Genomic DNA, 24,408 nt, shown 5'->3' with positions numbered 1-24,408 from the left:
ACGACGGACAGCACCGCCGCACTCGACCCCACCGGGACCGCCACCGTGACTCCTCCGCTCTCCACCGACACCGTCCTCGTCGCCAACCGCGGTGAGATCGCCCGACGGGTGATCCGCTCCGCGAAGGCGCTCGGCATGCGCACCGTCGCCGTGTACTCGGACGCCGACCGCGCGGCCCCGCACGTCCGCGAGGCCGACACGGCGGTCCGGCTCGGCCCCGCTCCTGCACGCGAGTCCTACCTGCGGATCGACGCCGTCGTGCAGGCCGCGATCGACACCGGCGCAGGGCTCGTGCACCCCGGGTACGGCTTCCTCTCCGAGAACACCGAGTTCGCCGCCGCGTGCGAGGCCGCGGGCATCCGCTTCGTCGGTCCGACGTCCGAGCAGATCGTGCAGTTCGGCGCGAAGCACACCGCCCGCGAGCTCGCCGCCGCGGCCGGTGTGCCGATGCTCGCCGGTACGGGGCTCCTCGCCAGCGTCGAGGACGCCGTCGCGCAGGCCGAGCGCATCGGGCTCCCCGTCATGCTCAAGGCCACCGGGGGCGGCGGCGGCATCGGCATGCAGGCCTGCGCGACCCTCGACGAGGTCCGGGAGGCCTACGCGAGCGTCGAGCGCACCGCCTCGGCCGCCTTCGGCTCGGCCGGGATCTTCCTGGAACGGCTCGTCCGACCGGCCCGCCACGTGGAGGTCCAGCTCTTCGGAGACGGTGAGGGGCGGGTCGCCGTGATCGGCGACCGCGACTGCTCCCTCCAGCGCCGGAACCAGAAGGTCATCGAGGAGGCGCCGGCCCCGGCACTCCCCCGATCCGTCCGGGAGGCACTGCACACGTCCGCTCGTCGGCTCGCCGAGAGCGTCGGGTACCGCGGCGCCGGGACCGTCGAGTTCGTCTACGACCCGGTGCGCGAGGAGGCGTCGTTCCTCGAGGTGAACACGCGCCTGCAGGTCGAGCACCCCGTCACCGAGCAGGTCTTCGGCGTCGACCTGGTCGAGCTCATGCTCCGGCTCGCCCGCGACGGCGCCGACGGGATCGCCGACGACGTCTTCACGCGCGAGTGGACACCGGAGGGGCACGCCGTCGAGGCCCGGCTCTACGCCGAGGACCCCGCGAAGGGTTCCCTGCCGTCGAGCGGCCTCGTCACCCAGGCGGTCTTCCCCGAGACGACCGGCCTGCGCGTCGACGGCTGGGTCGAGACCGGCTCCGAGGTGTCCGCGTTCTACGACCCGATGCTCGCGAAGGTGATCGCGACCGGCGAGACCCGCGACGACGCGCTCGACCGCCTCCGGGACGGCCTCGCCGGGACCCGGATCGACGGCATCGTGACGAACGCCGGCCTCCTCCGCGCGCTCACCGACGACCTCGAGCTCCGGACCGCCACGCACAGCACGTCGACCCTCGACGAGACCGACGACCCGGACCCGCGCATCGACGTCGTGGTGCCCGGCACGATGACCACGATCCAGGACCTGCCCGGTCGCACCGGGTACTGGCAGGTCGGTGTCCCGCCGAGCGGCCCGTTCGACGGCGCCTCCTTCGCCGAGGCCAACCGCGTGGTCGGCAACCCGGACGGCGCGCCCGCGCTCGAGGTCACCGCGACCGGCCCGACGCTCCGCTTCTCGGCGAGCGCCGTGGTCGCGATCACGGGCGCCCCGGTGCCGGTGACGCTCGACGGAGACACCGTGCCGATGTGGGAGCCGGTCGAGGTCGCGGCGGGACAGACGCTCGCGGTCGGCACCGCCACCGGCCCCGGGCTCCGGGCGTACCTGGCGGTGCGGGGCGGGTTCGACGTCCCGACCTACCTCGGGTCGACCGCCACGTTCACGCTCGGCGGGTTCGGCGGCCACGCCGGGCGCGCGCTCCTGGCCGGTGACGTCCTGCGCCCCGGTTCCCCGGACGCCGACGCCCCGCACCCGGCGTTCCCCGCAGGTGCCCGGCTCGGACTCGTCGGCGGCCCGACCCCGGCCGACCGCCGCACGGCGCTGACCGACACGTGGGAGGTCGCCGTTACCGAGGGGCCGCACGGAGCCCCCGACTTCTTCACGCGGGACGACCTCGACGTGTTCTACGCGACGGACTACGTCGTCCACCACAACTCGGCCCGCACCGGCGTCCGGCTCATCGGCCCCCGTCCGGGTTGGGCGCGGACCGACGGTGGCGAGGCGGGGCTGCACCCGTCGAACATCCACGACACCCCGTACGCCGTCGGCGCGATCGACTTCACCGGGGACACCCCGATCATCCTCGGACCGGACGGCCCCTCGCTCGGCGGCTTCGTCTGCCCCGCGGTGGTCGCCAGCGGCGACCTCTGGAAGCTCGGCCAGCTGCGGCCGGGCGACACCGTCCGCTTCGTCCCCGTCCGCGAGGCCGACGCCGCCGCGCTCGACGCGCACCGGGCCTCCCGGTCGGTGCCGCGCACCGGAGGCGACGGCGACGACGGCGTCCTGGCGCGCCTCGACGCGACGGACGCACGTCCGAGCGTCGCGTACCGGCGCGACGGGGACGACAACGTCCTCGTCGAGTACGGCGACATGACGCTCGACATCGCGCTGCGGATGCGGGTGCACGCGCTCATGACGAAGCTGCAGGAGGAGGCGCCGGCGGGGATCATCGACGTCACGCCGGGCATACGGTCCCTGCAGGTGCACACCGACACGAGCGTGCTGAAGGCGAGCACGATGGCCGGGCTCCTCCGCGAGCTCGAGGACGAGATCCCGCCGACCGACCAGCTCGTGGTGCCGTCACGGACCGTGAAGCTGCCGCTGTCGTGGGACGACCCGGCGACCCGGCTGGCGATCGAGCGGTACATGGCGGGCGTGCGGGACGACGCACCGTGGACGCCGTGGAACATCGAGTTCATCCGGCGGATCAACGGCCTGGACAGCGTGGACGACGTGTTCCGTACGGTGTTCGACGCGAGCTACCTCGTGCTCGGGCTCGGCGACGTGTACCTCGGCGCTCCGGTCGCCACGCCGCTCGACCCGCGGCACCGGCTCGTCACGACCAAGTACAACCCCGCCCGGACCTGGACCGCGGAGAACTCGGTCGGCATCGGCGGCGCGTACCTCTGCATCTACGGCATGGAGGGGCCCGGCGGGTACCAGTTCGTCGGTCGCACCGTGCAGATCTGGAACCGGTTCCGTCGCGGCGGACTGTTCCAGGACGACCCGTGGGCGCTGCGGTTCTTCGACCGGATCGAGTGGTACCCGGTCGGGGCGGAGGAGCTCCTCGAGCTCCGGGCCGAGACCGACGCCGGCCGCGGGCACTTCGAGACCGTCGACGGCGAGTTCTCGATCGCGTCGTACAACCGCTTCCTGGCGTCGAACGCGTCATCCATCGCCGAGTTCCGCGCCCAGCAGGCGCGTGCGTTCGACGCGGAGAAGGAGCGGTGGCGGGCCTCGGGCGAGTTCGACGTCCGGGACGAGCCCGCCGTCGTGCTGCCCGACGAGGTGGTGCTGCCCGCCGGCGCGACCGCGGTCACCGCACCGTTCACCTCGACGGTGTGGCAGGTGGACGTCCGACCGGGTGACCGCGTGGACGAGGGCCAGAAGCTGCTGGCCGTGGAGGCGATGAAGATGGAGTCGATGGTGCACGCACCGGCCGACGGGCACGTACTCGAGGTCTACGTGAAGCCGGGCGACCAGGTGGCGCCCGGGCAGGTCCTCGCCGCCATCGGAGCGGCGGCGTGAGCGCCGGGGGCGACGCCGTCGCTCGCGTGCACGACGCCTTCGACCGCATCGATGCTGTCGACCGGCCCGAGGTCTGGATCACCCTGCGCACCCGCGCGGCGGTCGTCGCGGAGGCGGAGGCCGTCGACCCGACCCTGCCCCTCGCCGGGCTGCTCTTCGCCGTCAAGGACAACATCGACGTCGCCGGGCTCCCGACCACCGCCGCCTCCCGGTCGTACGCGTACACCCCGACCGAGGACGCCACCGCGGTCGCCCGGCTCCGAGCAGCAGGGGCGGTCGTGGTCGGGAAGACGAACCTCGACCAGTTCGCCACGGGCCTCGTCGGCACCCGGTCACCGTTCGGCGCGGTCCGGAACGCCTGGGACCCGACCCGGATCTCCGGCGGCTCGTCGAGCGGCTCCGCCACCGCCGTCGCCCTCGGCACGGTCGACTTCGCGCTCGGCACCGACACCGCCGGCTCCGGTCGGGTACCGGCGGCGCTGAACCACCTCGTCGGGGTGAAGCCCACGAAGGGCCTCGTGCCGAACACCGGCGTCGTGCCGGCCTGCCGGTCGCAGGACTGCGTGACCGTGTTCGCGCGGTCGCTCGGCACCGCACGCACCGTCGCCGAGCTGATGGCCGGGCCGGACGGCACCGACCCGCTCGCCCGACCGGACGCCGCCCTGGCCGACGGGTCGCTCGTCGTGTTGCCCCCGGTCCCACGGATCGCGGTCCCGCTGCCGTCGCAGCTCGAGGGCCTCGCCCCCGGATGGGCCGAGGCGTTCGGGCGGGCCGTCGACCGGTTCCGGGCACTCGGCCACGAGGTCGTCGAGGTCGACATCGCACCGTTGCTCGACGCTGCCAGGCTCCTCTACGACGGTGCCTTCGTCGCCGAGCGGTACGCGGCGGTCGGCGCCCACATCGAGGCGAACCGTGACCAGATCGGCGACGACCTCGACCCGACCGTCGCCGGGATCGTCCTCGGCGGAGCCGCTCCGACGGCAGCAGAGCTCTTCGCCGACCAGGAGCGGCTCGACGCCCTCGGCGCCGCAGGCCGGGCGGCCCTCGACGGCACGACCGCGCTCCTCACCCCGACGACGACCTGGCACCCGACGCTCGCCGAGGTCGCCGCCGACCCGGTCGGCGCGAACAGCCGGATGGGCAGGTACACGAACTTCGCGAACATCCTCGACACGGCGTCCCTCGCTGTGCCGGCCGGCTTCGTCGACGGGTTGCCGTTCGGCGTGATGCTCACCGGACCGGCGTTCTCGGACCGACGGCTCGCCGCCCTCGCGTCGGCGTTCGCGGAACCGACCGTCGACCTGCTCGTGGTCGGCGCGCACCTCCGGGACGAGCCGCTCAACGGGCAGCTCGTCGCCGCCGGTGGCACGTTCCTCCGCGAGGCACGCACGGTCGGCGGCTACCGCCTGTTCGCGCTCGACACCGTACCGCCGAAGCCCGGCCTGGTCCGGACGCCAGCCGCCGGTCCGGCCAGCACCGCCGGCATCGCGGGCGAGGTCTGGCGACTGCCCGCCGCCGGCTTCGCGACCTTCGTCGCCGCACTCCCCGCGCCCATGGCCATCGGCACGGTGGCCCTCGACGACGGGACGGAGGTCACGGGCTTCACGGTCGAGCCGTACGCCGTCGAGGGTGCTGAGGACATCACGCACCACGGCGGCTGGCGCGCGTACCGGTCGCAGACGGTCGGAGCACCGGCGTGACGGTCGGCTGCGAGGATGGGTCCGTGCCCGCCGACGACCGTCCCACGCGCCCCGGACGCCCGCGTGCGGTCCCGGACGCCGCCCCGACCCTGAGCCCGCGCGACCAGGTCCTCGACGCGGCCGCCGCCCTGTTCGTCGAGCACGGCTTCGGCGCCACCTCCACCCGGGCGATCGCGGACCGCGTCGGCATCCGGCAGGCATCGCTGTACTACCACTTCGCCGGGAAGGACGACGTGCTCGTCGAGCTGCTCGAGACCTCGGTCCGCCCGAGCCTCGAGGTCGCGCGGGACCTCGACGAACGCGTTCCCGGGGCCGTCCCGGCAGCGGTCGCGCTCGCCGCACTCGTCGCGTTCGACGTCGGCACGCTCACGGCCACCCCGCACAACGTCGGCACGCTGTACCTGCTGCCGGAGGTGCAGGGCGAGCGCTTCGCCGGCTTCCGCGCGGACCGACAGGCGCTGCAGGACGTGTACGGACGCCTCGGCTCGCTCGCAGCGAGGCCCGAGGTCGCCGCCACGGTCGCCCCGGCGCAACTCGGCGGGATCCTCATCCAGCTCGTCGAGACCGTCATCCAGCTCCGCCGCGGCGGCGAGGTGGACGACCGCGACCGCGCGGCGATCACGAGCAGCTGCCTCCGGGTGTGTGGCCTCGACACCGACGCCGTCGCCACCGCCCGTGACGGAGCCGCGGCACTGCTCGCGGCAGCCGCGGCCGTCTCGGCCTGACCCACCCCTGTCCGGACCCGTTCCCACGAAGGACCGCCATGACCGCCGTCACCACCGCCCGTCCCCGCCCGCTCGCCGACGCCCTGCTCCCCCGCACCGTCGCCGTGAGCACCGCGCTCGTCGTCGCCGGTGCCGTCCTCACCGCCGGCGCCGCACAGCTCTCCGTCCCGCTCTGGCCGGTACCGATCACCGGTCAGACCCTCGCCGTCCTCGTCGTCGGGAGCGCCCTCGGTGCCCGTCGCGGCGCGTTGTCGGTGGCCCTCTACGCGCTGCTCGGCACGGTCGGCCTGCCCGTCTTCGCCGACGGCGCCGCAGGCCCCGGTGTGCTCGTGGGCCCCTCGGGCGGGTACATCATCGGGTTCGTCGCCGCGGCCGCCGTCGTGGGGTGGGTCGCCGAGCGCTTCGGCGACCGTCGCTTCACCGCTGCGCTGCTCTCCTTCGTCCTGGGCACCGTGGTCACGTTCGCGGCCGGCATGGTCTGGCTCGCCGTCTCGCTCGGCCTCGACCTGCAGCACACGCTCGAGTACGGGCTGTACCCCTTCGTCGTCGGCGGGGTCGCGAAAGCGCTCATCGGAGCGGGTGTCACCTCGCTCGGCTGGACGGCAGCCCTCCGTCGCCGGAGCACGCCGGGCACGATGGACTGAGCGCGGGAACAGTCGGCGGGTGCCGCCGGTTGCACCCGGTGATGCCGCAGCCAGCGGCAACGACGAAGCCCAGGAGGCCAGCATGACCACCACCGAGACCGCCATCCTCGCCGGCGGGTGCTTCTGGGGAGCGCAGCAGCTCCTCCGTCGCCGCCCGGGCGTCATCAGCACGCGCGTCGGCTACTCCGGCGGCGACACCCCGAACGCCACCTACCGGAACCACGGCGACCACGCCGAGGCCGTCGAGATCGTGTTCGACCCGTCGCAGATCTCGTACCGCGACCTGCTGGAGTTCTTCTTCCAGATCCACGACCCGTCGACGAAGGACCGGCAGGGCAACGACGTCGGACGCAGCTACCGCTCCGCGATCTTCTTCACGAACGACGAGCAGCGCCAGGTCGCGCTCGACACCATCGCGGACGTCGACGCGTCCGGCATCTGGCCGGGCAAGGTCGTGACCGAGGTCGAGCCCGCGGGCGACTTCTGGGAGGCCGAGGAGGAGCACCAGGACTACCTCGAGAAGCACCCGCACGGGTACACCTGCCACTTCGTGCGCCCGGGTTGGAAGCTCCCGCACCGCGACGAGGCGACCGCCACGGCATGAGCGGGCGCGCCGGACGGCGTGAGGGGCCGCCTGACGGCGCTACGGCGCACGCCTACGGCGCGACCGTGTGACCGACGGGAGGCGCGGTGCCAGCTGGCACCGCGCCTCCCGTCCGTCGCAGGCCGGCGTCAGCCGCGCGGCACCAGCGCGTCGATGGCCGCCAGCTCGTCGTCGGTGAGCGGCGCACCGTCGAGCGCCGCGAGCGTGTCGTCCAGCTGCCGGACGCTCGACGCGCCGACGAGCGCGGACGTGACGGCGGGCTGCCGGAGCACCCACGTGATCGCGAGCTGCGCGAGCGACTGCCCGCGCGCCGCCGCGATGTCGTTCAGCGCCCGCGCCGTCCGCAGGTAGTCGTCGTCGATCCGGTCGGCGCCGAACCAGCGGCCCTCGGCGGCACGCGACCCGACCGGCACCGACCCGTCGAGGTAGCGGTCCGTGAGGAGCCCGCCGGCCAGCGGGGAGAACACGATCGCCCCCGTACCGATCCGGGTGAGCTCGTCGAAGAGCCCGCCCTCGGGGGTCCGGTCGAACATGCTGTAGCGCGGCTGGTGGATGAGCAGGTGGATGCCCTCTGCGGCGAGCGCCTCCGACGCGGCTCGGGTCTGCTCGGGGTCGTGGTTGGAGATGCCCGCGTACAGGGCCTTGCCGGAGCGGACCGCGGTCACGAGCGCGCTGACGGTCTCTTCGATCGGGGTCGACGGGTCCGGGCGGTGCGAGTAGAAGACGTCGACGTACTCGAGGCCGAGGCGGGTCAGCGACTGGTCGAGCGAGGCGAGCATGTGCTTGCGGGAGCCCCAGTTGCCGTACGGGCCCGGCCACATGTCGTATCCGGCCTTGGTCGAGACGACGAGCTCGTCGCGGTACGGGCGGAGGTCGTCGGCGAGGACCCGGCCGAACTGCTCCTCGGCGGCGCCGGGCGGCGGCCCGTAGTTGTTCGCGAGGTCGAAGTGGGTGATCCCGCGGTCGAAGGCGTGCAGCAGGATGTCGCGCTGCGTCGCCAGGGGTCGGTCGGTGCCGAAGTTGTTCCAGAGCCCGAGAGAGATCCGCGGCAGGAGCAGGCCGCTCCTCCCCACGCGCTCGTAGGGGAGCTGCTCGTAGCGGTCGTCGGCGGGACGGTGGACGTCGTGCATCGTTGCTCGATCCGGGTCGGGGTCGGGGACGGCCGGTGGGCCGTGGACGACGCTACCGTGGCGCTGGGCGTGGGACGGGCAGTTCGCGCTGGACTATGGCACGTGCGGTCTCCGCGAGGAGCCGCTGGTTGGAGCGCGCGTGCGAGCGGAGCACGGCGAACGCCGTGTCCATGTCGACGTCGAGGGTGTGTGCGATGAAGCCCTTCGCCTGCTCGATCACGATCCGGCTGTCGAGCGCCTGCTGGAGCTGCTGCTCGACGCGGGCGGCGGAGTCGGCGGTCCGCTGCTGCAGGATGCCGATCGTCGCGACGTTGGTGAGCGCCTGCACGGCCGAGGCGTCCGCGTCGTCCAACCCGCCCGGGGCAGCGCGGAAGAGGTTCATCGAGCCGAGGGCGGTACCGGCGACCCGCAGCGGGATCGAGTGCACCGACGCGAACCCGACCCGGTCGGCCGCCGCCGCGAAGCGCGGCCAGCGCCGGCGGATGGCGGCGAGGTCGTCCGCCCGTACCACCACGCCGTCGACGTGTGCCTCGATGCAGGGGCCTTCGCCGTCCTCGAGCTGCAGGAACCCGACGAAGGAAGTCCGCTCGTTCGTCGAGACGGCGAGCTCGAGTTCGCCACGCGGGTCGAGCAGCATGATCGCCGCGGCATCGACGTCGAAGATGGCCATGACGTCGTCGACCAGGGACTGGAGGAGCTCGACGACGTCGTACTCCTCCACGATCGTCGCCGCGGCCCCCGTGAAGGCGTCGAACAACAGTGCATCCCGGTTCCCAGCCATCGTGAGGCGCCTCTTCCCGGGACGAAGGCGTCCACGGGTCAACCGTAGGGGCCGCCGACTGTCCGGCCGCACAGGAACCGTCCGCCCGCGCACGGCGGGTGGGTCAGCATCTGACGCAGTTCCGGTGCTTGCCCCGACGAGTCCGAGTGCCGTAGCGTGACCACCAGTCGCCCCAGACCCTGGCAACTGCACCGATGCACGACGTTCGAGCCAGTCAGGGATGGTCAGGATGACGGACGACACCAGCCGCGAGACGACGCCTGAGTCGCCTCCGCGCACGCCGGACACCAGCACACCGGAGACCAGCACGCCGAGACCGGCGGGCGAGGCACCGGGGCCGACGGGCCGGGCGCCCGAACCGACGTACGACGACTTCCTCCGCGCGCCGTGAGCGAGGCGACCACGCGCAGCGCCGTCCGGCTCGAGGCCGCCGGCAGCTCCCCGCACGGCGTCGTCGACGAGGTCGGCGCACTGTACGACGGACGCGGCTGGAGCGCCCGCCCGACCGAGCTGCCCTTCACCTACCGGTACACCGCGATCGGTGACACCGACGTGACCCTGCGGCGCTCACGGATCACCGGGTGGATCCGGGGCGCGATCAGTCCCGGGGACGAGTACATCGTCCAGTGGCTCACCGCGGGGCGCGGCGTCCCCGACGTCGTGCTCGACCGGGTCCCGCTCGCCGTGGGCCAGCCGATGCTCTTCCCGTCGAACCGCGACTTCACCTTCGAGTACGAGGACTACGACCAGCGGTTGGTGCACCTGTCACGATCGCTCGTGCACGAGGTCGCCGCCGAACGCTTCCAGGTGATGCCCGTCGGCGACCTCCGCCCCGACCACCTCCGCGTGCTCGACCCGGTCGCCGTCCGCCGGTTCCAGGAACAGACCGCGCTCCTCTCGCGGGAGCTCCACAACGGCGTCGGCACGCTCCTCTGGCAGACCCTCACGCGCGAGACCGCTGCCGCGTTCCTGGCGATGTACCCGCCGCGGGTGCCGACGATGCCCCGGGAGGTACTCGCGCCCCGGGCGTCTCGCCTCCGCGTCGCGGTCGAGTACATGCACGAGCACGCGTCGGCACCGGTGCGCGTGTCGGACGTCGCCGCGGCCGCCGGTCTCAGCGTCCGTTCCCTCCAGGAGGGCTTCATGCGGGTGCTCGGGTGCTCGCCGATGCAGTACCTGCTGCGCATCCGCCTCGAGTGCGTCCGGTCGGACCTGCTCATCGCGGATCCCGGGGTGGTGAGCGTCCGGGAGGTCGCCCGGCGGTGGGGGTTCTCGCACCTCGGCCGGTTCGCTGGCTCCTACGCGGCGGAGTTCGGGGAGTACCCGCGCGACACCATCCGGCGCTGACGCGGGGTTCAGTCCACGGTCCGGAGGGCCCGCGCCGTCCGCAGCGCGGCAGCCAGGCGGTTCGCGAACCGCCCGACGACCTCGGCCTCCGCAGCGGTCAGCTCGTCGATCACCGCGATCACCGGGTCCTGGACGTGGCGGTACGCCCGGGCCAGCTCGACCCGCGCCGTGTCCGTGGGCACGACCGCGAGCGCACGGCGGTCGGTCGGGTTCGGGACGCGCTCCACCAGACCGGCACGTGCCAGGCGGTCCACCAGCTTGGTCACACCGGCGGTGGTCAGTCGGAGTGCGCCCGAGAGCATCGTGGGGCTGAGGGAACGTCCTTCGACGTCCGCACGGACGACGTGCTGCAGCGCCAGGGCCTCCGTGGAACGCAACTGCAGTGTCTGCAACGCGAGTTCGTCGGACTCGTGCGCACTGTCGCTGAGCGCCTGGAGACCGTCGAGTGCCTCGGCCCCGGCCGTCGTGCTCGGCCGGGTCGTGACCTGCTGCTCGCGCCGTCGTCGTTCCCCGTCGTCTGCCATGTCGGACCTCCGCTCCCCGTGTCCCGATGCTAACCGCGCACTCTGGACCGTCCTGGGGACGTAGTCAACCGAGGACGATGAACGTCTCCTGCAACGGGCCGCACCCTGTGGCCTCGAGGAGGAGCACCATGTCGAACACGGCACACACCCCCGCACGACACGACACCGTCGTCCGACGCACGTGGAACGAGACCAAGTCCGCCTTCAAGACCACGGAGTTCTGGGTCTGGCTCGTCGTCTCCGCGGCGATCCTCATCGCGTCTGCGGTGGTCGACGACGCGGACGCCGGCCACAGCGGCTTCGGTGCCGACCAGGCGTGGTCCTACGTCGCGCTCGTGACCGTGGCCTACATCCTCAGCCGCGGCATCGCGAAGGCGGGCGTCCGCAAGCCGGACGAGGACACCGACCGAGGCGGTGACGGCGCGGGGCGGTGACCGGCGACGGGACGGACGCCAGGCCCGTGGCGACGCCGCCACGGGCCTGGCGTCCGTCCCGCGGCGTGGCCGGCTCGTCGTCAGCGATCCGGCAGCGCCCAGGTGACGTCCTTCGTGGATCCGGTCGTCCCGTCGAACGTCAATCCGGTCGGTCGGGCGCCGCCGGTCGCGGAGGCCGTCAGGCACACGTGCTGCACGGCCCCCGTGGGGTCGTCCCCGAAGGACTCCCGCTCCGGGTCACGGCAGTGCTGCAGGTCGTCCGGGACGCTGAGCGTGGAGAGGTCGTCGCGGTCCGCGTCCGTCGTCACCGCCCGCATCCGTTGGTTCGGGTACCAGGGCCCGGGGCCGTCGACGAGCACCCAGTCGTAGTCGATCCACCAGCCGACGGCGGCGTCCGACATCGATCCGCCGCTGAGCGACCGGACACCGGAGAAGTCTCCGGGCTTCCCCTCCGTGACCGCGGTGACCCGCACTGCGACGATCCGGTCGCCCTCCGACGGGTCCGCTGCGCGCACGATGCCCCAGTCGCCCGCGGCCACGGTCGCCCCGTCCGCCACCGGTTCGGCAGGCGCGAAGGTCGCGGTCGCGGTGGCCTCGAGCGGGACGCCGCCGTTCGGCACGTCCGACTGCGTGGAACACCCGGCGAGCGACGCGGCCAGCACGATCGCCGGCGCCACGACCGCGAGCACCAGCCGACGTGTTCGTCGTTCCCCCATGCCCGGCAGCGTACCGGGGGCAGCGCGGGCCGGCAGCACGCCGGAGGACCGTTGCATGGCAGCATGCAGGCAGCAGACCGACGCCCGAGCACCGAGGAGCCGCCCATGCCGCAGGTCACGACGCCACGAGGGGTCATCGAGTACCGCGAGGACGGGGACCCGAACGGCGTACCCGTCGTGCTCGTGCACGGCTTCCCGGACGGCCCGTCGACCTGGGACGCGGTCGTGGCCGCGCTGCCCGCCGGTCTCCGCATCGTCCGCCCGTCGCTCCGCGGCGTCGGCGGCAGCAGCGTGCGCCCGGTGGAACGGTCCGGCCAGGTCGCCGCCCTCGCGACGGACCTGCTCGACCTCTTCGACGCGCTCGACCTGCACGACGCCCTGCTCGTCGGCCACGACTGGGGCTCCCGTACCGCCCACGCGGTCGCGGCCGTCGCACCCGAGCGGCTCCGTGGGCTCGTGACGATCGCGACCGCGTACGGCCCGCGCACGGGCCTGACCGTGCAGGAGTCCCTCGATGACGCGGCGGTCGCCTGGTACCGCTGGTGGCTGTGCACCGACGTCGGAGAGACTGCGTTCCGACGCTCTCCGGACGAACTGCTCGTCTGGTCGTGGGACCACTGGTCGCCACCGAACACCATCCCGGCCGAGGAGCGGGCGACCCTGCTCGCCTCGTTCACGTCCGACGAGTTCGTCGACACGGTCGTGCACTACTACCGGCACGGCGCCGGCGAGGCTCCGGGCAACCCGCGGTACGCCGACCTGCAGACGACGCTCGACGCCTGGCCGGTGATCCGCGTGCCGACCACGTTCATCGTCGGTGACGCGGACGGGTGCGAGACCGTCGCGGCGGCGCGGGACGCCCGGTCGTCGTTCGACGGCGACTTCCGGCTCGTCGAACTCGCCGGCGTCGGGCACTTCGTGCAGCGGGAGGCGTCGGCGGAGGTCGTCGCCGCGATCACCGAGCGGCTCTGACCGGATCGGCGGAGTCCGTCTCGCTCAGGCCCCGCCGAGTGCCCGGGTCGCCAAGTGCAGCGCCAACCGCGTCTCGGGGTCCGACAGGTCCACGCGGAGCCGTCGCTCGACCCGGGCGATGCGGTCCGCCACGGTGTTGCGGTGCACACCCAGCACGGCCGCGGTCTCGGCGATCGAGGACTCCGCGTCCAGGTACGCCGCCAGGGTCTCCCGGAGCGCACCTCCCCCGCGCTCGAGCGGGGCGAGCAGCTGCTCGGCGGCCGGCAGGAAGGTGTCGGTCTGCGTCCAGGCGAGCAGGAGCTGCGCCAACCCGAGCCGGTCGACGTGCACGAACCAGCCGGACTCAGGTCGGGCGGCCGCGAGACGCACCGCGTCACCGGCCTCGCCGAGGGTCCGGACGAGGCCGGCCGGACCGGCGTGCACACTCCCGACGCCCACGTTCGTGTCCACGGCCTGGCGGAGGGTGTTCTGCGCAGCCCGGACGCTCGTCGCGACCGCGGTGACGGTGGCCTGGTCGGGTTCGTGGTCCACGGAGGTCCACAGCGCCCATCCGTCGGTCTGCTCGACCACGGTCACCGCGAGCTCGTGGACGGCGAACGCGGTCTCGACCTCCCGACGCAGGGCGACCGCGTCCACCCCGTCCCCGGCGTCGCGCGCGGCGACGAGACGGATGCCGACGTGCCACGCGTCGAGCCGCCAGCCGGCAGCGATCGTCCGCTGCACGAGGGCCGGGGTCGGGGTGCCGTCCGCCGCGCGGAGGTCGTCGAGCATCGCCATGCGGTACCGGGCATCGCGTTCGTCGTCCAGCCGGGTCAGCACGAGGCGGTGGCCCGTCGCGACCGCCGCGACCCGGAGCGCGGTCGCGACGGTCGTCCGCTCGGCCGGCACGGGGGCGGCGAGTCCGACGGCCAGCCACGCGCGCGCCCCGATGCCGGTCGGCACCGGCACCGCGACCACCGTCTCGCCGCGATCGTCCGACGCCCAGACCGGTTCGCTCGTCCCGGAGGTGCGGGCGAGGAGTGCCGCGGTGGTCGGCGCCACGGCCTGACCGCGGAGTGCTCGGCCGGACGCGTCCAGGAACCGCAGCGGGTGGCCGAGCTCGGCCTCGAGTCGTCCGAACAGGTCCTCGAGCGCGGGACCGGCGTCCAGGCCCACGCGTGCGGCGGCGAGTGCTGCCCGGGCAGCCGGGGCGTCTCCGGTCCCGAGCAGCTCGTGCAACCGGACCGACGCGCCCCACGGGTCCCCGACCCCGACGACGGTGACGCCCAGCCGGTCTGCGAGCGCCGTGGTCCCGGCGCCGGGCGGTGGGACCGACTCGTCCGGCGCGACGACGAGCAGGGTCACGCCCGAGGTCGCGGCACGTCGGAGCAGCACGTCGAAGCGCGCGTCGAACCGCTCGACCGGCGTGAGGAGCACCACGGCGTCCTCCGTGCCGGAGATCGCACGGCCGACCTGGGCGGGGACGCCGGCGACCCCACGGACCGCGGTGATCGTGCCGGAGACCGGTCCGGCGATCACGGTGGCGTCCGCCCCGAGCAGCGGCAGGGAGTCGACGACGCGGATCACGCGACGACCTCTCGGACGACCTCGGCGTCGATGCCGAACGCGCGGGGCGACACCCGTGCCGTCCGGCGCGGCTCCTCCCACCACCACGGCGCGCCGGGGAGCACGAGCACGGCGAGCTCGTCCCCGACCCGAGCCCGGTCGGTCGACACGGGCTGCAGGGACCGCGCGTCGACGACGACGATGCAGCTCGGGGTGCTCGCCGCCGGCTCGCCGTCGACCAAGCAGTGCACCCACTCGCTGCCGGCCTCGATCCGGGCGATCGCGCCGGTCCGGGCGTCGCGGATCGCCATCGACCCGTGCACGAACGCCACGGCGTCCCCGCCGCGCTGGACGTCGAGGACCCGCCCCTCCGCGACGAGTCGGCCGCCGACCGCGTGGACGAGCCCGGCGACGTCGACCGACGTCGCCGCCGCACGGCCGACCCGCAGCGCGCGACCCACGCTGCCGGTCACGGCCCGCTCGGCGAGCACGTCGGCGTCGACGGGTCCGATCGCGAAGGCCGCCCACCCACCGCTGTGCGACACGGCCTCACGCCAGACCGTCTCGAGGTCGCGGGGGTCCGGAGCGTCGACGACGATCCGGAGGCCGCTGGAGGTGACGGCGGCGGCGGTGACCGCGGGCAGCGGGTCCACGAAGAGCGAGAGCTGGTCGATGCGCGGCGTCGCGCGCCCGACCAGGTCGGCGTCGACGAGCGGCAACCCGGCGGCGTGCGCCGTGAGGGCGGCTGCCGGGCCCGTGACGCCGCCGATCTGCGCGGCCACGACGGCGTCGGCGCGACGTGCGGTCCACCGCTCGACGGCCGCGAGCGCGTCCGGGAGCTCCCGGCCGCTCGGGGTCTTCTCCTCGAGGACGGTCGTGGAGCCGATGAGCCCGACCGCGATCACCGAGCGCGCACCGGCTCCGACCGGGACCACCGGCACCTCGCCGTCCCCGAGCGCGCGACGGAGTGCGAGCGCCATGTGGTCGACCTGGCCGCCGCCCCCGCACCCGAGCAGGGCGGTGCCGCGGGCGAACTCGTCGACGTCGTCGGCCTGGAGGCCCGTCACGCCTCCGTCACGCTGCTCACCCGGGTGCACGGGCCCATGTTCTCACCCCGCCGCCCCCGCTCAGCGGGTGGTCGCGAGGGTCCGCTCCCCGGACGTCGGCGCCGGGACGAGGTCCTCCACCGGGACGAACGCGTCGTCGAGCCCGAAGCACGACGGGCCGAACACCGCGAGCGCCTCGGGCGTGCGCATCAGGTCCGGTGTCGAGACCCCGACCACCCGGACGCGCTGCCCGTACCGGAGGCGTTCGGTCGTGATCGGTTCGGCGGTCTCGGCGTCGAGCACGCAGACCAGGTCGGGCACCACGGCGACGACCTCGCCGTCGCGTCGCGCCACGAGGTTCTCGTTCTGGAAGGCGATCTCCAGCGCCCCGCCGTCGGCGGCCTGCACGACCGCCCGGCCCTTCGCGAAGCCGTCCACCGTCCGGCGCTCCACGTCGACGACCTTGCCGTCGAACAGTTCGCGCAGGTGCGTGTAGATCGTCTCCGCGAACGCGTCGGCGAGTGCTGCCACCGGGTCGCGGTGCTCCTCCCGCGCCCGCCGGACGGCGCGGCCGACCGACAGGGCGAGCGACAGCGTCCGCGGTACGGCGGTGTCCTTGACCTGCCGTCCGGTCATGGCGTACTCGGCGATGTACGCGACGCCGCCGAGCCGGATCGTGACGCCGCGCGCGAGCCACTCCATCTGTCGGTTGTCGTGTCCCGTGTCGATGACGACGCCGTGCCCGTTCTCGTCGCTGATCGCGAGCGGCGACCCCGGGACGCCGTACACCGAGAACGTCTCCATCTGGAGCTCCGGGAACGCCCGGCCCATGCCGTCAGCGTCGACGACCGGCAGGCCACCGGTGGCGCCGACGAGCAGCGGGATCATCGAGTTGATGCCGCCGCACTCGATCGGCATGGTGGCCGTGGCGGTCCGGCCGAGGTGCTGCTCGAGCCGACGGAGTGCGCCGAGCGGCTCCGGGCCGGCGGGGATCCGCTCGAGCACGACGGTCGGGGCACCCATCTGTGCGGTCGGGATGACGAGCGCCTCGTCGTCGACCTCGGAGGGGTCGAGGATCGTCACCGGCCCGTGCTCCTCGATCGCCGCCTTGACGAGCAGCATCCCGATGGTGGGGTCGCCGCCGCCGCCGGTGCCGAGCAGGGCCGCTCCGCGGGCGAGGTCGGGCAGGTCCTCCACGTCGATGGTCCAGCTCATCGGGTCGCTCCTTCGCTGACGGTGCCGTCGTGGCGGACCGCCGGGGTGTCGTACCCGAAGTACTCCGGACCGGCGAGGCCGAGACCGCCGGCGGAGTGCCAGCGCTCGTCGGCGGGCGCGGTGACGATCCGGACGCGTGCGCCGAACCGGAGTCCCTCGGTGGTGATCGGTTCGCCGGTCTCGGCGTCCAGGGTGACGATGAGGTCCGGGGTGGTGGTGCGCACCGAGCCGGCCACCTCGACCAGCAGGTGCTCGTTCTGGAAGGCGAGCCGTGCCTCCAGGCCGGTGTCGGCACCGGAACCGACGATGCGGGCGGTCCCGCGCGCGAAGCCGGTGACGGTCTTCCGTTCGACGTCGGCGACCTTGCCCTCGAACACGGTCGTGCCGCCGAGGACCGCCGCGACGGCGGCGACGGGGTCCTCGTTGGCGGCGCGGGCGTCGGCGAGTGCCTCGCCCAGCTGGACGCACCGCGAGAGGCTGCCGCGGACGTACGACTCCTTGACCTGTGCGCCGGACATCGCGTACTGCGCGGTGATCGCGGAGCAGCCCATCTCGACGGTCGCCGTGCGGGCGAGTCGTTCGGCCCAGCGGTTGTCGACCGTGTCGAATACGGCGGTGTTGCCCTTCTCGTCGGCGAGCGCCATCGGGGTCGCGCTCACGCCGGACAGCGTCGGCAGGACCATCTGGACCTCGGGGAAGGCGCGGCCCATGGCGTCCGCGTCGACGACGGGGAGGCCGAGCTCGGCGGCGGCCACGATCGGGCTCGTCGAGTTCACGCCGCCGACCTCGATGCAGGCGATGTGGGTCGGTGTGACACCGAGGTGGGTCGCGAGGCTCCGGATCGCCTCGGCGAACTGGCCGGCCGACGGGAGCTTCTCGACCATCACCGTCGGCGCGCCGATCATCGCGACGTTGAGGACGACGGCGTCGTCGGGCAGGTCGTCGACCGCGACGACCGCAACCGGACCGTGCGCACGGACCGCGGCCTCGGCGAGCAGCCGGCCGATGTACGGGTCGCCGCCGCCGCCGGTACCGAGGATCGCGGCGCCGCGGGCGAGGGCGGAGCAGTCGGGACCGATCTCGGTGAGCTGCCGGGCCGGGGCCGGTGCGAGGGCGCTCACCGGACCAGCGCCTCGAGTGCGAGGTCACCGACCGCCTTGGCGCGGATGCGGGTCGCGTTGCCGGGCAGGTACGGGATCGGGACCTCGTCGAAGTCGACGATCGCGACGCTCGACGGGTCCGCGCCGGCCGCGACGGCCCGGTCGACCGCCTCCTGCCGGGCCTCGTCGACGACGCTGGAACGCTTGCCGTCGCTGATGGCGTAGACCTTGTCCACCTCGCCGGAGACCTGGGCGATCGCGGCGCCGATGGCGTTGGCGACCGAGTAGTGCTCGGGGCGGTGCACGGTGCCGAGTCCGGGGAGCTCGTCGGGGAGCAGGACGGACCCACCGCCGACCGCGACGACGGGCAGCGGGGCCGACGACGTGCGCATCCGCTCGACGATGTCCGCGACGCGTTCGGCGATGACGGCGAGGGCACGCTCGGCCACCTCGGTCGGGACGCCCGCCACGCGCGCGGCGTCCCCGATGGCACCACGACCGCCGCGGACCGCGACGTCGGTGGCGGTCAGGGTGTCGCCGCCGAAGACGAGCCCCTCCTCGGTGAGCCGGTAGCCGACCGAGTCGGGTCCGACCAGGGCGCCGTCCTCGCGGATGCGCGAGCCGCCACCGATGCCCACCGACAGGACGTCCGGCATGCGGAAGTTCGTCCGGATGCCGGCCACCGCGACCTCGCCCGTGGCCTCGCGGGGGAAGCCTCCGGTCAGGACGCCGACGTCGCTCGTGGTGCCGCCGACGTCGACGACCGCGCAGGTGTCGAACCCGGACAGCACGGCCGCGCCACGCATCGAGTTCGTCGGTCCCGACGCGAACGTGGCGACCGGGTAGCGACGGGCGTACTCGACGTCCATCAGGGTGCCGTCGTTCTGGCTGAGGAAGAGCGGCGCCTGGATGCCGCTCGCCGCGACGGACGCGGACAGCCCGTCGACGATGCCGTCGGCCAGCTCGCGGAGTGCGGCGTTGATGATGGTGGCGTTCTCCCGCTCGAGCAGCCCGATGCGGCCGATCTCGCTCGAGAGCGAGAACGCCACGTCCGGACCGAGCTCGGCGGCGAGGATCTCCTGCGCACGCTGTTCGAACTCGTCGTTGATCGGGGAGAAGACCGAGGAGATCGCGACCGAGCGGATGCCGTCGGCGGCGATGGCCTCCGCGTGGCGCTTCAGCTCGTCGGGGTCGAGGTCCGAGATCACCCGACCGTCGAACTCGTGACCGCCGTGGGCCAGGAAGGGGCGGGCGTGCACGGCTCCGACGAGGTGTGCGGGCCAGTCGGTGAACGGCGGGAGGGACGCGGTGGCGGGGAGGCCGAGCCGGACCGCCGCGGTCGGGGCGAGTCCGCGTGCCTCGATGAGCGCGTTGATGAAGTGGGTGGTGCCGATCATCACGCCGTCGACCTCGGGACTCGCGAAGTCACGTTGCTCGCGCAGGCCGGCGAGGGCCGCGACGATGCCCGTCGTGACGTCCTGGCTCGTGGAGCGTTTCACGGCCGCGGCGACCGTGCTGCCGTCCATGAGGACGGCGTCGGTGTTCGTGCCGCCGACGTCGATGCCGATGCGCATGGGGTTCCTTCCGGGTGGTGCGGGTGCCGGGTGGTGCGGGTGCCGGGTGGTGCGGGTGCCGGGTGGTGGCGTGGTGCCGGACGCCGGCGTGGGGTCGGTGCCGGCGCGGTGCCGGTGCCGGTGTTGCGTGGGGTCGGTGCCGGCGCGGTGCCGGTGCCGGTGTTGCGTGGGGTCGGTGCCGGCGTGGAGCGGGTGCCGGTGCCCCGTGCCGTCGTGCTGCGTGGTGGAGGCGGTGTCGGGCCGGGGCCGGGGGACCGACCGTGCCGCCACCGGATCAGGTGGTGGCGGCACGGTCGGCCGGGGTGGCGGCCGGGTGGGGGGACCCGTCCGCCGGTCTGGGGGTCAGGGCGCGGTCGCGGGCGCCGGGGCCGGGGCCACCGCCGCGGTCTCGTCACCGGGCTGCTCGGTCCGGCTGACGCCGAGTCCGCGGACCCAACCCGCCTTGCCGGCGACGACGTAGAGCACGAAGGCGATGACGACCGAGTTGATCGACGGGATCCCGACGGTGACGAAGTAGCCGACGACCGCCGCGATCGCCCAGATGACGAGTGTCGCCGGGACCCAGGTCGGGCTCGTCGCCGGGAGCGACTCGCTCTCGCTCAGCTCGCGCCGCCACCGCTTCACGACGAAGTACTCGGCGACCATGATCCCGGCGATCGGCGGGAACACGACGCCCAGGACGATGAGGAACGGCGTGAACGCATCGAGGAAGCCCACCGCCGCGAGCACCGACCCGACGATGCCGAGCACGAGCGTGACGACACCGCGGTTCACCTTGCGACCGAAGACCACGTCGATGAAGTTCGTGACGCCGAGGCTCGAGCTGTAGATGTTCCAGTCGTTGATCTTGAACGTGCCGAGCAGGATGACGAGGATGCCGACCCAGCCGACGCTGGACGTGATCACGCGGGTGATGTCGGACGATCCGACCGCGTGCGCGAGCAGCACCCCGGCGAGGCCGATGACGTACTCGCCGAGCGTCACGCCGAGCGCGGTCTGCTTGACGACGTCACCCACCGAACGGTTGAACCGGGTCATGTCCGGCGTGATCACCGCGCCGACGATGAACCCACCGGCGACGAGCGTGGTGCCCGCGACGAAGCTCAGCTCCGGGCCGGCCGGGGCCTTGGCGGCGAGTTCGGCGATCGAGTGCTTGCTCAGCTCGACGACGACCGCCCACCCCACGAGCACGAGGAACAGCGGGACCGTCACGTTCGCGAGCCACTGCATGGAGTGGAAGCCCCGCAGCACGATCGCGGTCACGACGAGGCCGAACACGAGGGACCACGCCCAGGCCGGCAGGACCGGCAGGATCGCGACGAGCCCGGCTGCCGAGACCCCCGACTGGATGCCGAACCAGCCGATGAGGCTGAGGCCGATCGCGAGACCGACGAGTGCCGACCCGGCCTTGCCGAAACCGGTCCACCGGGCGATGACGGACGTGTTGAGGCCCTCACGCATGCCGATGATGCCGACGAAGACGGACACGATCTCGAGGATCACCGCGCCGAGGGTGATCGCCCAGAAGGCCTCCCAGAACCCCATCCCGAAGCCGAGGGTGGCGCCGAGCAGGAACTGGGAGAGCGCGGAGATCTGCCCGAAGCGCTGGACGGCGACCTGGAACCAGCCGTAGCGGGCCGAGCGGGGGACACGGGACAGGGAGTGGTCGTCGACGACGACGGACGGGGCTGGTGGTGCTGACGCTGCACTGGCCATCGGGTGCTCCTGGGGGGAAGGGAGCCGGTCGGGGCGACCGGGTTGCGGCAACGGTAGTGAGACGCGCCACCGACCAGAACGGGCAGAGTGTCGTGAAGGGCATGTGAACTCATGCACACTGCACAGTCCGAGCGTCGAGACCCTACGCCCAGATGTCATACCGACGTAGGGGACGGTCGACACCGCGGGCGGATGGCAGCCCCGCACGGTCTCCGTAGCGTCGTCCTCGTCGGCGAGCGCCGCCGACGGAGGGAGGCTCCCGTGTTCGACCAGATCACCCCGTTCGTCGTCGACCTGGCGGCGAGTCCGCTCGTCTACGTCGTGCTGTTCGCCCTCTGCCTGCTCGACGGCTTCTTCCCGCCGGTGCCGAGCGAGACGGCCCTCGTCGCCGTCGCCGCCGTCGCCGCCACCTCGGGACAGCCGGTGCTCGTCGGTGTCCTCGCCGCCGCCGCTGCCGGCGCCGTCGCGGGTGACTCGGTTGCGTACTGGATCGGCCGCCGCGTCGGGCTCGCGCGGCTCGCGTCCTCCCGGCAGCCACGGATCGCCGCGGCGTTCGCGTTCGCCGAGCGGCAGACGGAGCGTCGCCCCGCGAGCCTGATCCTCGTGGGCCGGTACATCCCGGTCGGCCGGGTCGCGGTGAACACGACCGCCGGTGCGACGGGGCTCCCCTACCGTCGGTTCCTCGGCATCAGCGCGGTCGCGGGCAGCGCCTGGGCGGCGACCTCGGTCGGGATCGCCCTCGCGACGTCGTCCGTCCTGCACGAGCCCGTCGTCGCGGCGCTGGTGTCGATGGTCCTCGCGGTGGTGCTCGGCATCGTGGTCGACCGGGTGATCGCTACGATCGGCCGCAGGCGTGAGGCAGCCGCAACACGTCGCGCCGCGAGCGCGGACCGCACCGCCCGCCCGGACCACGCCGCCCACCCGAGCCACACCGCCCGCCCCACCTGCACCCCCACTCCGACCGGAGAGACCGCCCGCCCGTGACCAGCGACGACCACGACCCGAGCACGCCACGCACGCCGGTCACGCCCGTCGCGATCCGCCCGCCACGCCGCCGCCGCCCGTGGTCGACCCGCCGGGAGTGGGCGACCTGGCCGGTCGTCGTCGCCCGCCTCGTCCTCGTCGTGATCGCCGCGACCCTGTTCGCCGTCGCCGCCCCCGTCACCGCGGTCGTGTACGACGTGCCCGTGCCGCTCGCGCTCCTCGTCACCGCCGTGCTGTCGGTGTCGCTCGGCCTCGCCCCCGTGCTCCCCCGCACCGCCTCGGTCGCGCACCTCGTCGCGGTCGCGGCCCTCGGCGTGATGACGACCGGCGGTGACGTCGCCCCGTGGCCGCTGCCCGTCACCGCGATCGTCGGCCTCGGGGTGCTCGTCGTCGTGCTCGGCGTCCGGACCGACTGGCGGCTCACCGCGGCGGTCTGGACGGCCGCGACGGTCCTCACGCTCGCCCTGGTCGCCGTGGCCCCGTCGCGCTGGGAGCCCGCCGACGTCTGGGCCTCCACCTTCGTCGTCTCCGCCGGGTCGACCCTGCTGCTCGCCGGGGCCGCGGTCGCCATCGGCCAGCGGCGGGCAGTCCGCGTCGAGCTCGCCGAGGCGCGACGGGACGTCGAGCTCGAGCAGGAGCGGCGTCGCACGGTCGAGGAGCGAGCGCGCATCGCCCGCGAACTCCACGACGTCGTCGCGCACAGCATGTCCGTCGTGCACATGCAGGCCGAGTCGGCTCCCTACCGCGTCCAGGACCTCCCGCCGGAGGCGCGTGCCGAGTTCGCCGCGATCGCCGGCACCTCGCGCACCGCGCTGCGCGAGATGCGGCAGCTGCTCGGGACCCTCCGCGGCGGCGCCGACGCCGAGCGCGCTCCGCAGCCGCAGCTGACGGACCTCCCCGACCTGGTCGAGCGCACCCGCGCCGCCGGCATCCCGGTCACGCTGCACCTCGACGCCGCCCACGGCGACGAGGACCGGCTCGCGCAGCTCACGGTCTACCGGGTCGTGCAGGAGGCGCTCGGCAACGTGGCCCGGCACGCGTCCGGCGCGTCCACCGTCGTGACGGTCGGGAGGCACGGTGCGGCGCTCCGGGTCGAGGTCACCAACCACGCACCGTCGGCCGGCACGCTCGCCGCGCCACCGCCCGACGACGGCGGCTTCGGGCTCGCCGGGATGCGGGAGCGCGTCGCGGCACTCGGCGGCACGATCGAGCACGGACCGCAGCCGGACGGCGGGTACCGCGTCGCGGTGTCCCTGCCGACGACGCCGGCGTCGTCGTCGACGACGCGAGCCGACGAGGAGCAGCCGTGACCCGAGTGGTGGTGGTCGACGACCAACAGATGTTCCGCATGGGACTGCGGGCGATCCTCCAGGCCCAGGACGACCTCGAGGTGGTGGGCGAAGCGGCGGACGGCGCCGAGGCGGTCGCGCTCGTGCTGCGTGAGCAGCCCGACGTGGTGCTCATGGACGTGCGGATGCCGCACCTGGACGGCATCGAGGCGACCCGACGGATCACCGCCGCGCCCACCGACCGGCCCGTCCGGATCGTCATGCTCACCACGTTCGACGTCGACGACTACGTGTTCGATGCCCTCCGCGCCGGGGCGAGCGGGTTCCTGCTCAAGGACGCCAGTGCCGAGGAACTCGTCGCCGCCGTCCGGACCGTCGCCGGCGGCGAGGCCCTGCTCGCGCCCCGCGTCACCCGGCACCTCGTCGAGGCGTTCGTCGCCGCCCCCGCTCCGGCCGTCCCACGGACCGAGGTGCTCGACGTGCTGACCGAGCGCGAGCGCGACGTCTTCCTGCTCGTCGCGAAGGGGCGGTCCAACGGCGAGATCGCGTCCGAACTGTTCATCGCCGAGCAGACCGTGAAGACGCACGTCGGTCGGATCCTCGCGAAGCTGCAACTGCGCGACCGGGTGCACGTCGTGGTGCTCGCGCACGAGAGCGGACTCGTCGGGCCCGGGTGAC

Annotated in this window: 21 protein-coding genes; 11 read left to right on the top strand and 10 right to left on the bottom strand. The window is 73.7% G+C overall.

Features of this window, described 5'->3' with window-relative positions; all coding sequences use genetic code 11:
- Positions 1–45 precede the first annotated feature (45 nt).
- The 5 genes from uca (at position 46) to msrA (ending at position 7,357) form a co-directional block, all read left to right on the top strand.
- Entirely contained in the window at positions 46–3,684 is a 3,639-nt protein-coding gene (gene uca / locus ABC270_RS02665) for an urea carboxylase (protein ID WP_412882022.1), read from the top strand.
- Positions 3,681–5,384, top strand: coding sequence for an allophanate hydrolase (gene atzF / locus ABC270_RS02660; protein WP_412879374.1), 1,704 nt, complete (start codon positions 3,681–3,683; stop codon positions 5,382–5,384). The genes uca and atzF overlap by 4 nt, the downstream gene beginning before the upstream one ends.
- 23 nt (positions 5,385–5,407) lie before the next feature.
- A complete protein-coding gene (locus ABC270_RS02655) occupies positions 5,408–6,109 on the top strand; it encodes a TetR/AcrR family transcriptional regulator (protein WP_412879373.1) in 702 nt (233 codons plus the stop codon).
- 38 nt (positions 6,110–6,147) lie between these two features.
- Positions 6,148–6,753 (top strand): biotin transporter BioY, encoded by a 606-nt coding sequence (locus ABC270_RS02650; RefSeq protein WP_412879372.1) that lies wholly within the window; start codon positions 6,148–6,150, stop codon positions 6,751–6,753.
- 82 nt (positions 6,754–6,835) lie between these two features.
- A complete protein-coding gene (gene msrA / locus ABC270_RS02645) occupies positions 6,836–7,357 on the top strand; it encodes a peptide-methionine (S)-S-oxide reductase MsrA (protein WP_412879371.1) in 522 nt (173 codons plus the stop codon).
- A 128-nt stretch (positions 7,358–7,485) separates the two neighbouring features.
- Here msrA and ABC270_RS02640 read toward each other — a convergent pair whose 3' ends face one another.
- Positions 7,486–8,487, bottom strand: a complete 1,002-nt coding sequence (locus ABC270_RS02640; protein ID WP_412879370.1) for an aldo/keto reductase — start codon at positions 8,485–8,487, stop codon at positions 7,486–7,488.
- 52 nt (positions 8,488–8,539) lie between these two features.
- Entirely contained in the window at positions 8,540–9,268 is a 729-nt protein-coding gene (locus tag ABC270_RS02635) for an ANTAR domain-containing protein (protein ID WP_412879369.1), read from the bottom strand.
- A 387-nt stretch (positions 9,269–9,655) separates the two neighbouring features.
- On the opposite strand from ABC270_RS02635, the gene ABC270_RS02630 reads away from it, so the two are divergent.
- On the top strand, positions 9,656–10,615 hold the full coding sequence (locus tag ABC270_RS02630; RefSeq protein ID WP_412879368.1) for an AraC family transcriptional regulator: 960 nt from the start codon (positions 9,656–9,658) through the stop codon (positions 10,613–10,615).
- An 8-nt stretch (positions 10,616–10,623) separates the two neighbouring features.
- On the opposite strand, the gene ABC270_RS02625 is transcribed toward ABC270_RS02630, so the two are convergent.
- A complete protein-coding gene (locus ABC270_RS02625) occupies positions 10,624–11,139 on the bottom strand; it encodes a MarR family winged helix-turn-helix transcriptional regulator (RefSeq protein WP_412879367.1) in 516 nt (171 codons plus the stop codon).
- A gap of 128 nt (positions 11,140–11,267) precedes the next feature.
- Between ABC270_RS02625 and ABC270_RS02620 the strand changes: the two genes are divergently transcribed.
- On the top strand, positions 11,268–11,573 hold the full coding sequence (locus tag ABC270_RS02620; RefSeq protein ID WP_412879366.1) for a hypothetical protein: 306 nt from the start codon (positions 11,268–11,270) through the stop codon (positions 11,571–11,573).
- Positions 11,574–11,653: 80 nt separating this feature from the next.
- On the opposite strand, the gene ABC270_RS02615 is transcribed toward ABC270_RS02620, so the two are convergent.
- Positions 11,654–12,289, bottom strand: a complete 636-nt coding sequence (locus ABC270_RS02615) for a hypothetical protein (RefSeq protein WP_412879365.1) — start codon at positions 12,287–12,289, stop codon at positions 11,654–11,656.
- 63 nt (positions 12,290–12,352) lie between these two features.
- On the opposite strand from ABC270_RS02615, the gene ABC270_RS02610 reads away from it, so the two are divergent.
- On the top strand, positions 12,353–13,261 hold the full coding sequence (locus ABC270_RS02610; RefSeq protein ID WP_412879364.1) for an alpha/beta fold hydrolase: 909 nt from the start codon (positions 12,353–12,355) through the stop codon (positions 13,259–13,261).
- Between the two features lie 24 nt (positions 13,262–13,285).
- On the opposite strand, the gene ABC270_RS02605 is transcribed toward ABC270_RS02610, so the two are convergent.
- The 6 genes from ABC270_RS02605 to ABC270_RS02580 all read right to left on the bottom strand — a co-directional run bounded on the left by ABC270_RS02605 (position 13,286) and on the right by ABC270_RS02580 (position 21,457).
- Complete coding sequence (locus tag ABC270_RS02605) at positions 13,286–14,827, bottom strand: PucR family transcriptional regulator (protein ID WP_412879363.1); 1,542 nt, start codon at positions 14,825–14,827, stop codon at positions 13,286–13,288.
- The gene (locus ABC270_RS02600) at positions 14,824–15,903 is read right to left on the bottom strand and encodes a DUF917 domain-containing protein (RefSeq protein ID WP_412879362.1); all 1,080 of its coding nucleotides are present in this window, start codon (positions 15,901–15,903) and stop codon (positions 14,824–14,826) included. Before ABC270_RS02600 ends, ABC270_RS02605 begins: the two co-directional genes overlap by 4 nt.
- Positions 15,904–15,933: 30 nt before the next feature.
- On the bottom strand, positions 15,934–17,067 hold the full coding sequence (locus ABC270_RS02595) for an S-methyl thiohydantoin desulfurase family protein (RefSeq protein ID WP_412879361.1): 1,134 nt from the start codon (positions 17,065–17,067) through the stop codon (positions 15,934–15,936).
- Entirely contained in the window at positions 17,064–18,188 is a 1,125-nt protein-coding gene (locus ABC270_RS02590; protein ID WP_412879360.1) for an S-methyl thiohydantoin desulfurase family protein, read from the bottom strand. The genes ABC270_RS02595 and ABC270_RS02590 overlap by 4 nt, the downstream gene beginning before the upstream one ends.
- Positions 18,185–19,741 carry a hydantoinase/oxoprolinase N-terminal domain-containing protein gene (locus ABC270_RS02585; protein WP_412879359.1) on the bottom strand — a complete coding sequence of 519 codons (1,557 nt, stop codon included), beginning with the start codon at positions 19,739–19,741 and terminating at the stop codon, positions 18,185–18,187. The genes ABC270_RS02590 and ABC270_RS02585 overlap by 4 nt, the downstream gene beginning before the upstream one ends.
- Positions 19,742–20,083: 342 nt before the next feature.
- On the bottom strand, positions 20,084–21,457 hold the full coding sequence (locus ABC270_RS02580; RefSeq protein WP_412879358.1) for a purine-cytosine permease family protein: 1,374 nt from the start codon (positions 21,455–21,457) through the stop codon (positions 20,084–20,086).
- A gap of 261 nt (positions 21,458–21,718) precedes the next feature.
- Between ABC270_RS02580 and ABC270_RS02575 the strand changes: the two genes are divergently transcribed.
- Genes ABC270_RS02575 through ABC270_RS02565 form a run of 3 tightly spaced genes read left to right on the top strand, consistent with a single transcriptional unit; the run spans position 21,719 to position 24,407 of the window.
- The gene (locus ABC270_RS02575; RefSeq protein WP_412879357.1) at positions 21,719–22,441 is read left to right on the top strand and encodes a DedA family protein; all 723 of its coding nucleotides are present in this window, start codon (positions 21,719–21,721) and stop codon (positions 22,439–22,441) included.
- Positions 22,438–23,751: a sensor histidine kinase gene (locus ABC270_RS02570; RefSeq protein ID WP_412879356.1), complete on the top strand. Its 1,314-nt coding sequence runs from the start codon at positions 22,438–22,440 to the stop codon at positions 23,749–23,751. The genes ABC270_RS02575 and ABC270_RS02570 overlap by 4 nt, the downstream gene beginning before the upstream one ends.
- Positions 23,748–24,407: a response regulator gene (locus ABC270_RS02565; RefSeq protein ID WP_412879355.1), complete on the top strand. Its 660-nt coding sequence runs from the start codon at positions 23,748–23,750 to the stop codon at positions 24,405–24,407. Before ABC270_RS02570 ends, ABC270_RS02565 begins: the two co-directional genes overlap by 4 nt.
- Position 24,408: the final 1 nt, after the last annotated feature.

The organism is Curtobacterium phoenicis (assembly GCF_047238015.1).
GTDB lineage: Bacteria > Actinomycetota > Actinomycetes > Actinomycetales > Microbacteriaceae > Curtobacterium.
Note: the sequence above shows the minus strand (reverse complement) of the source record. Positions and strands in the feature narration are given on the sequence as shown.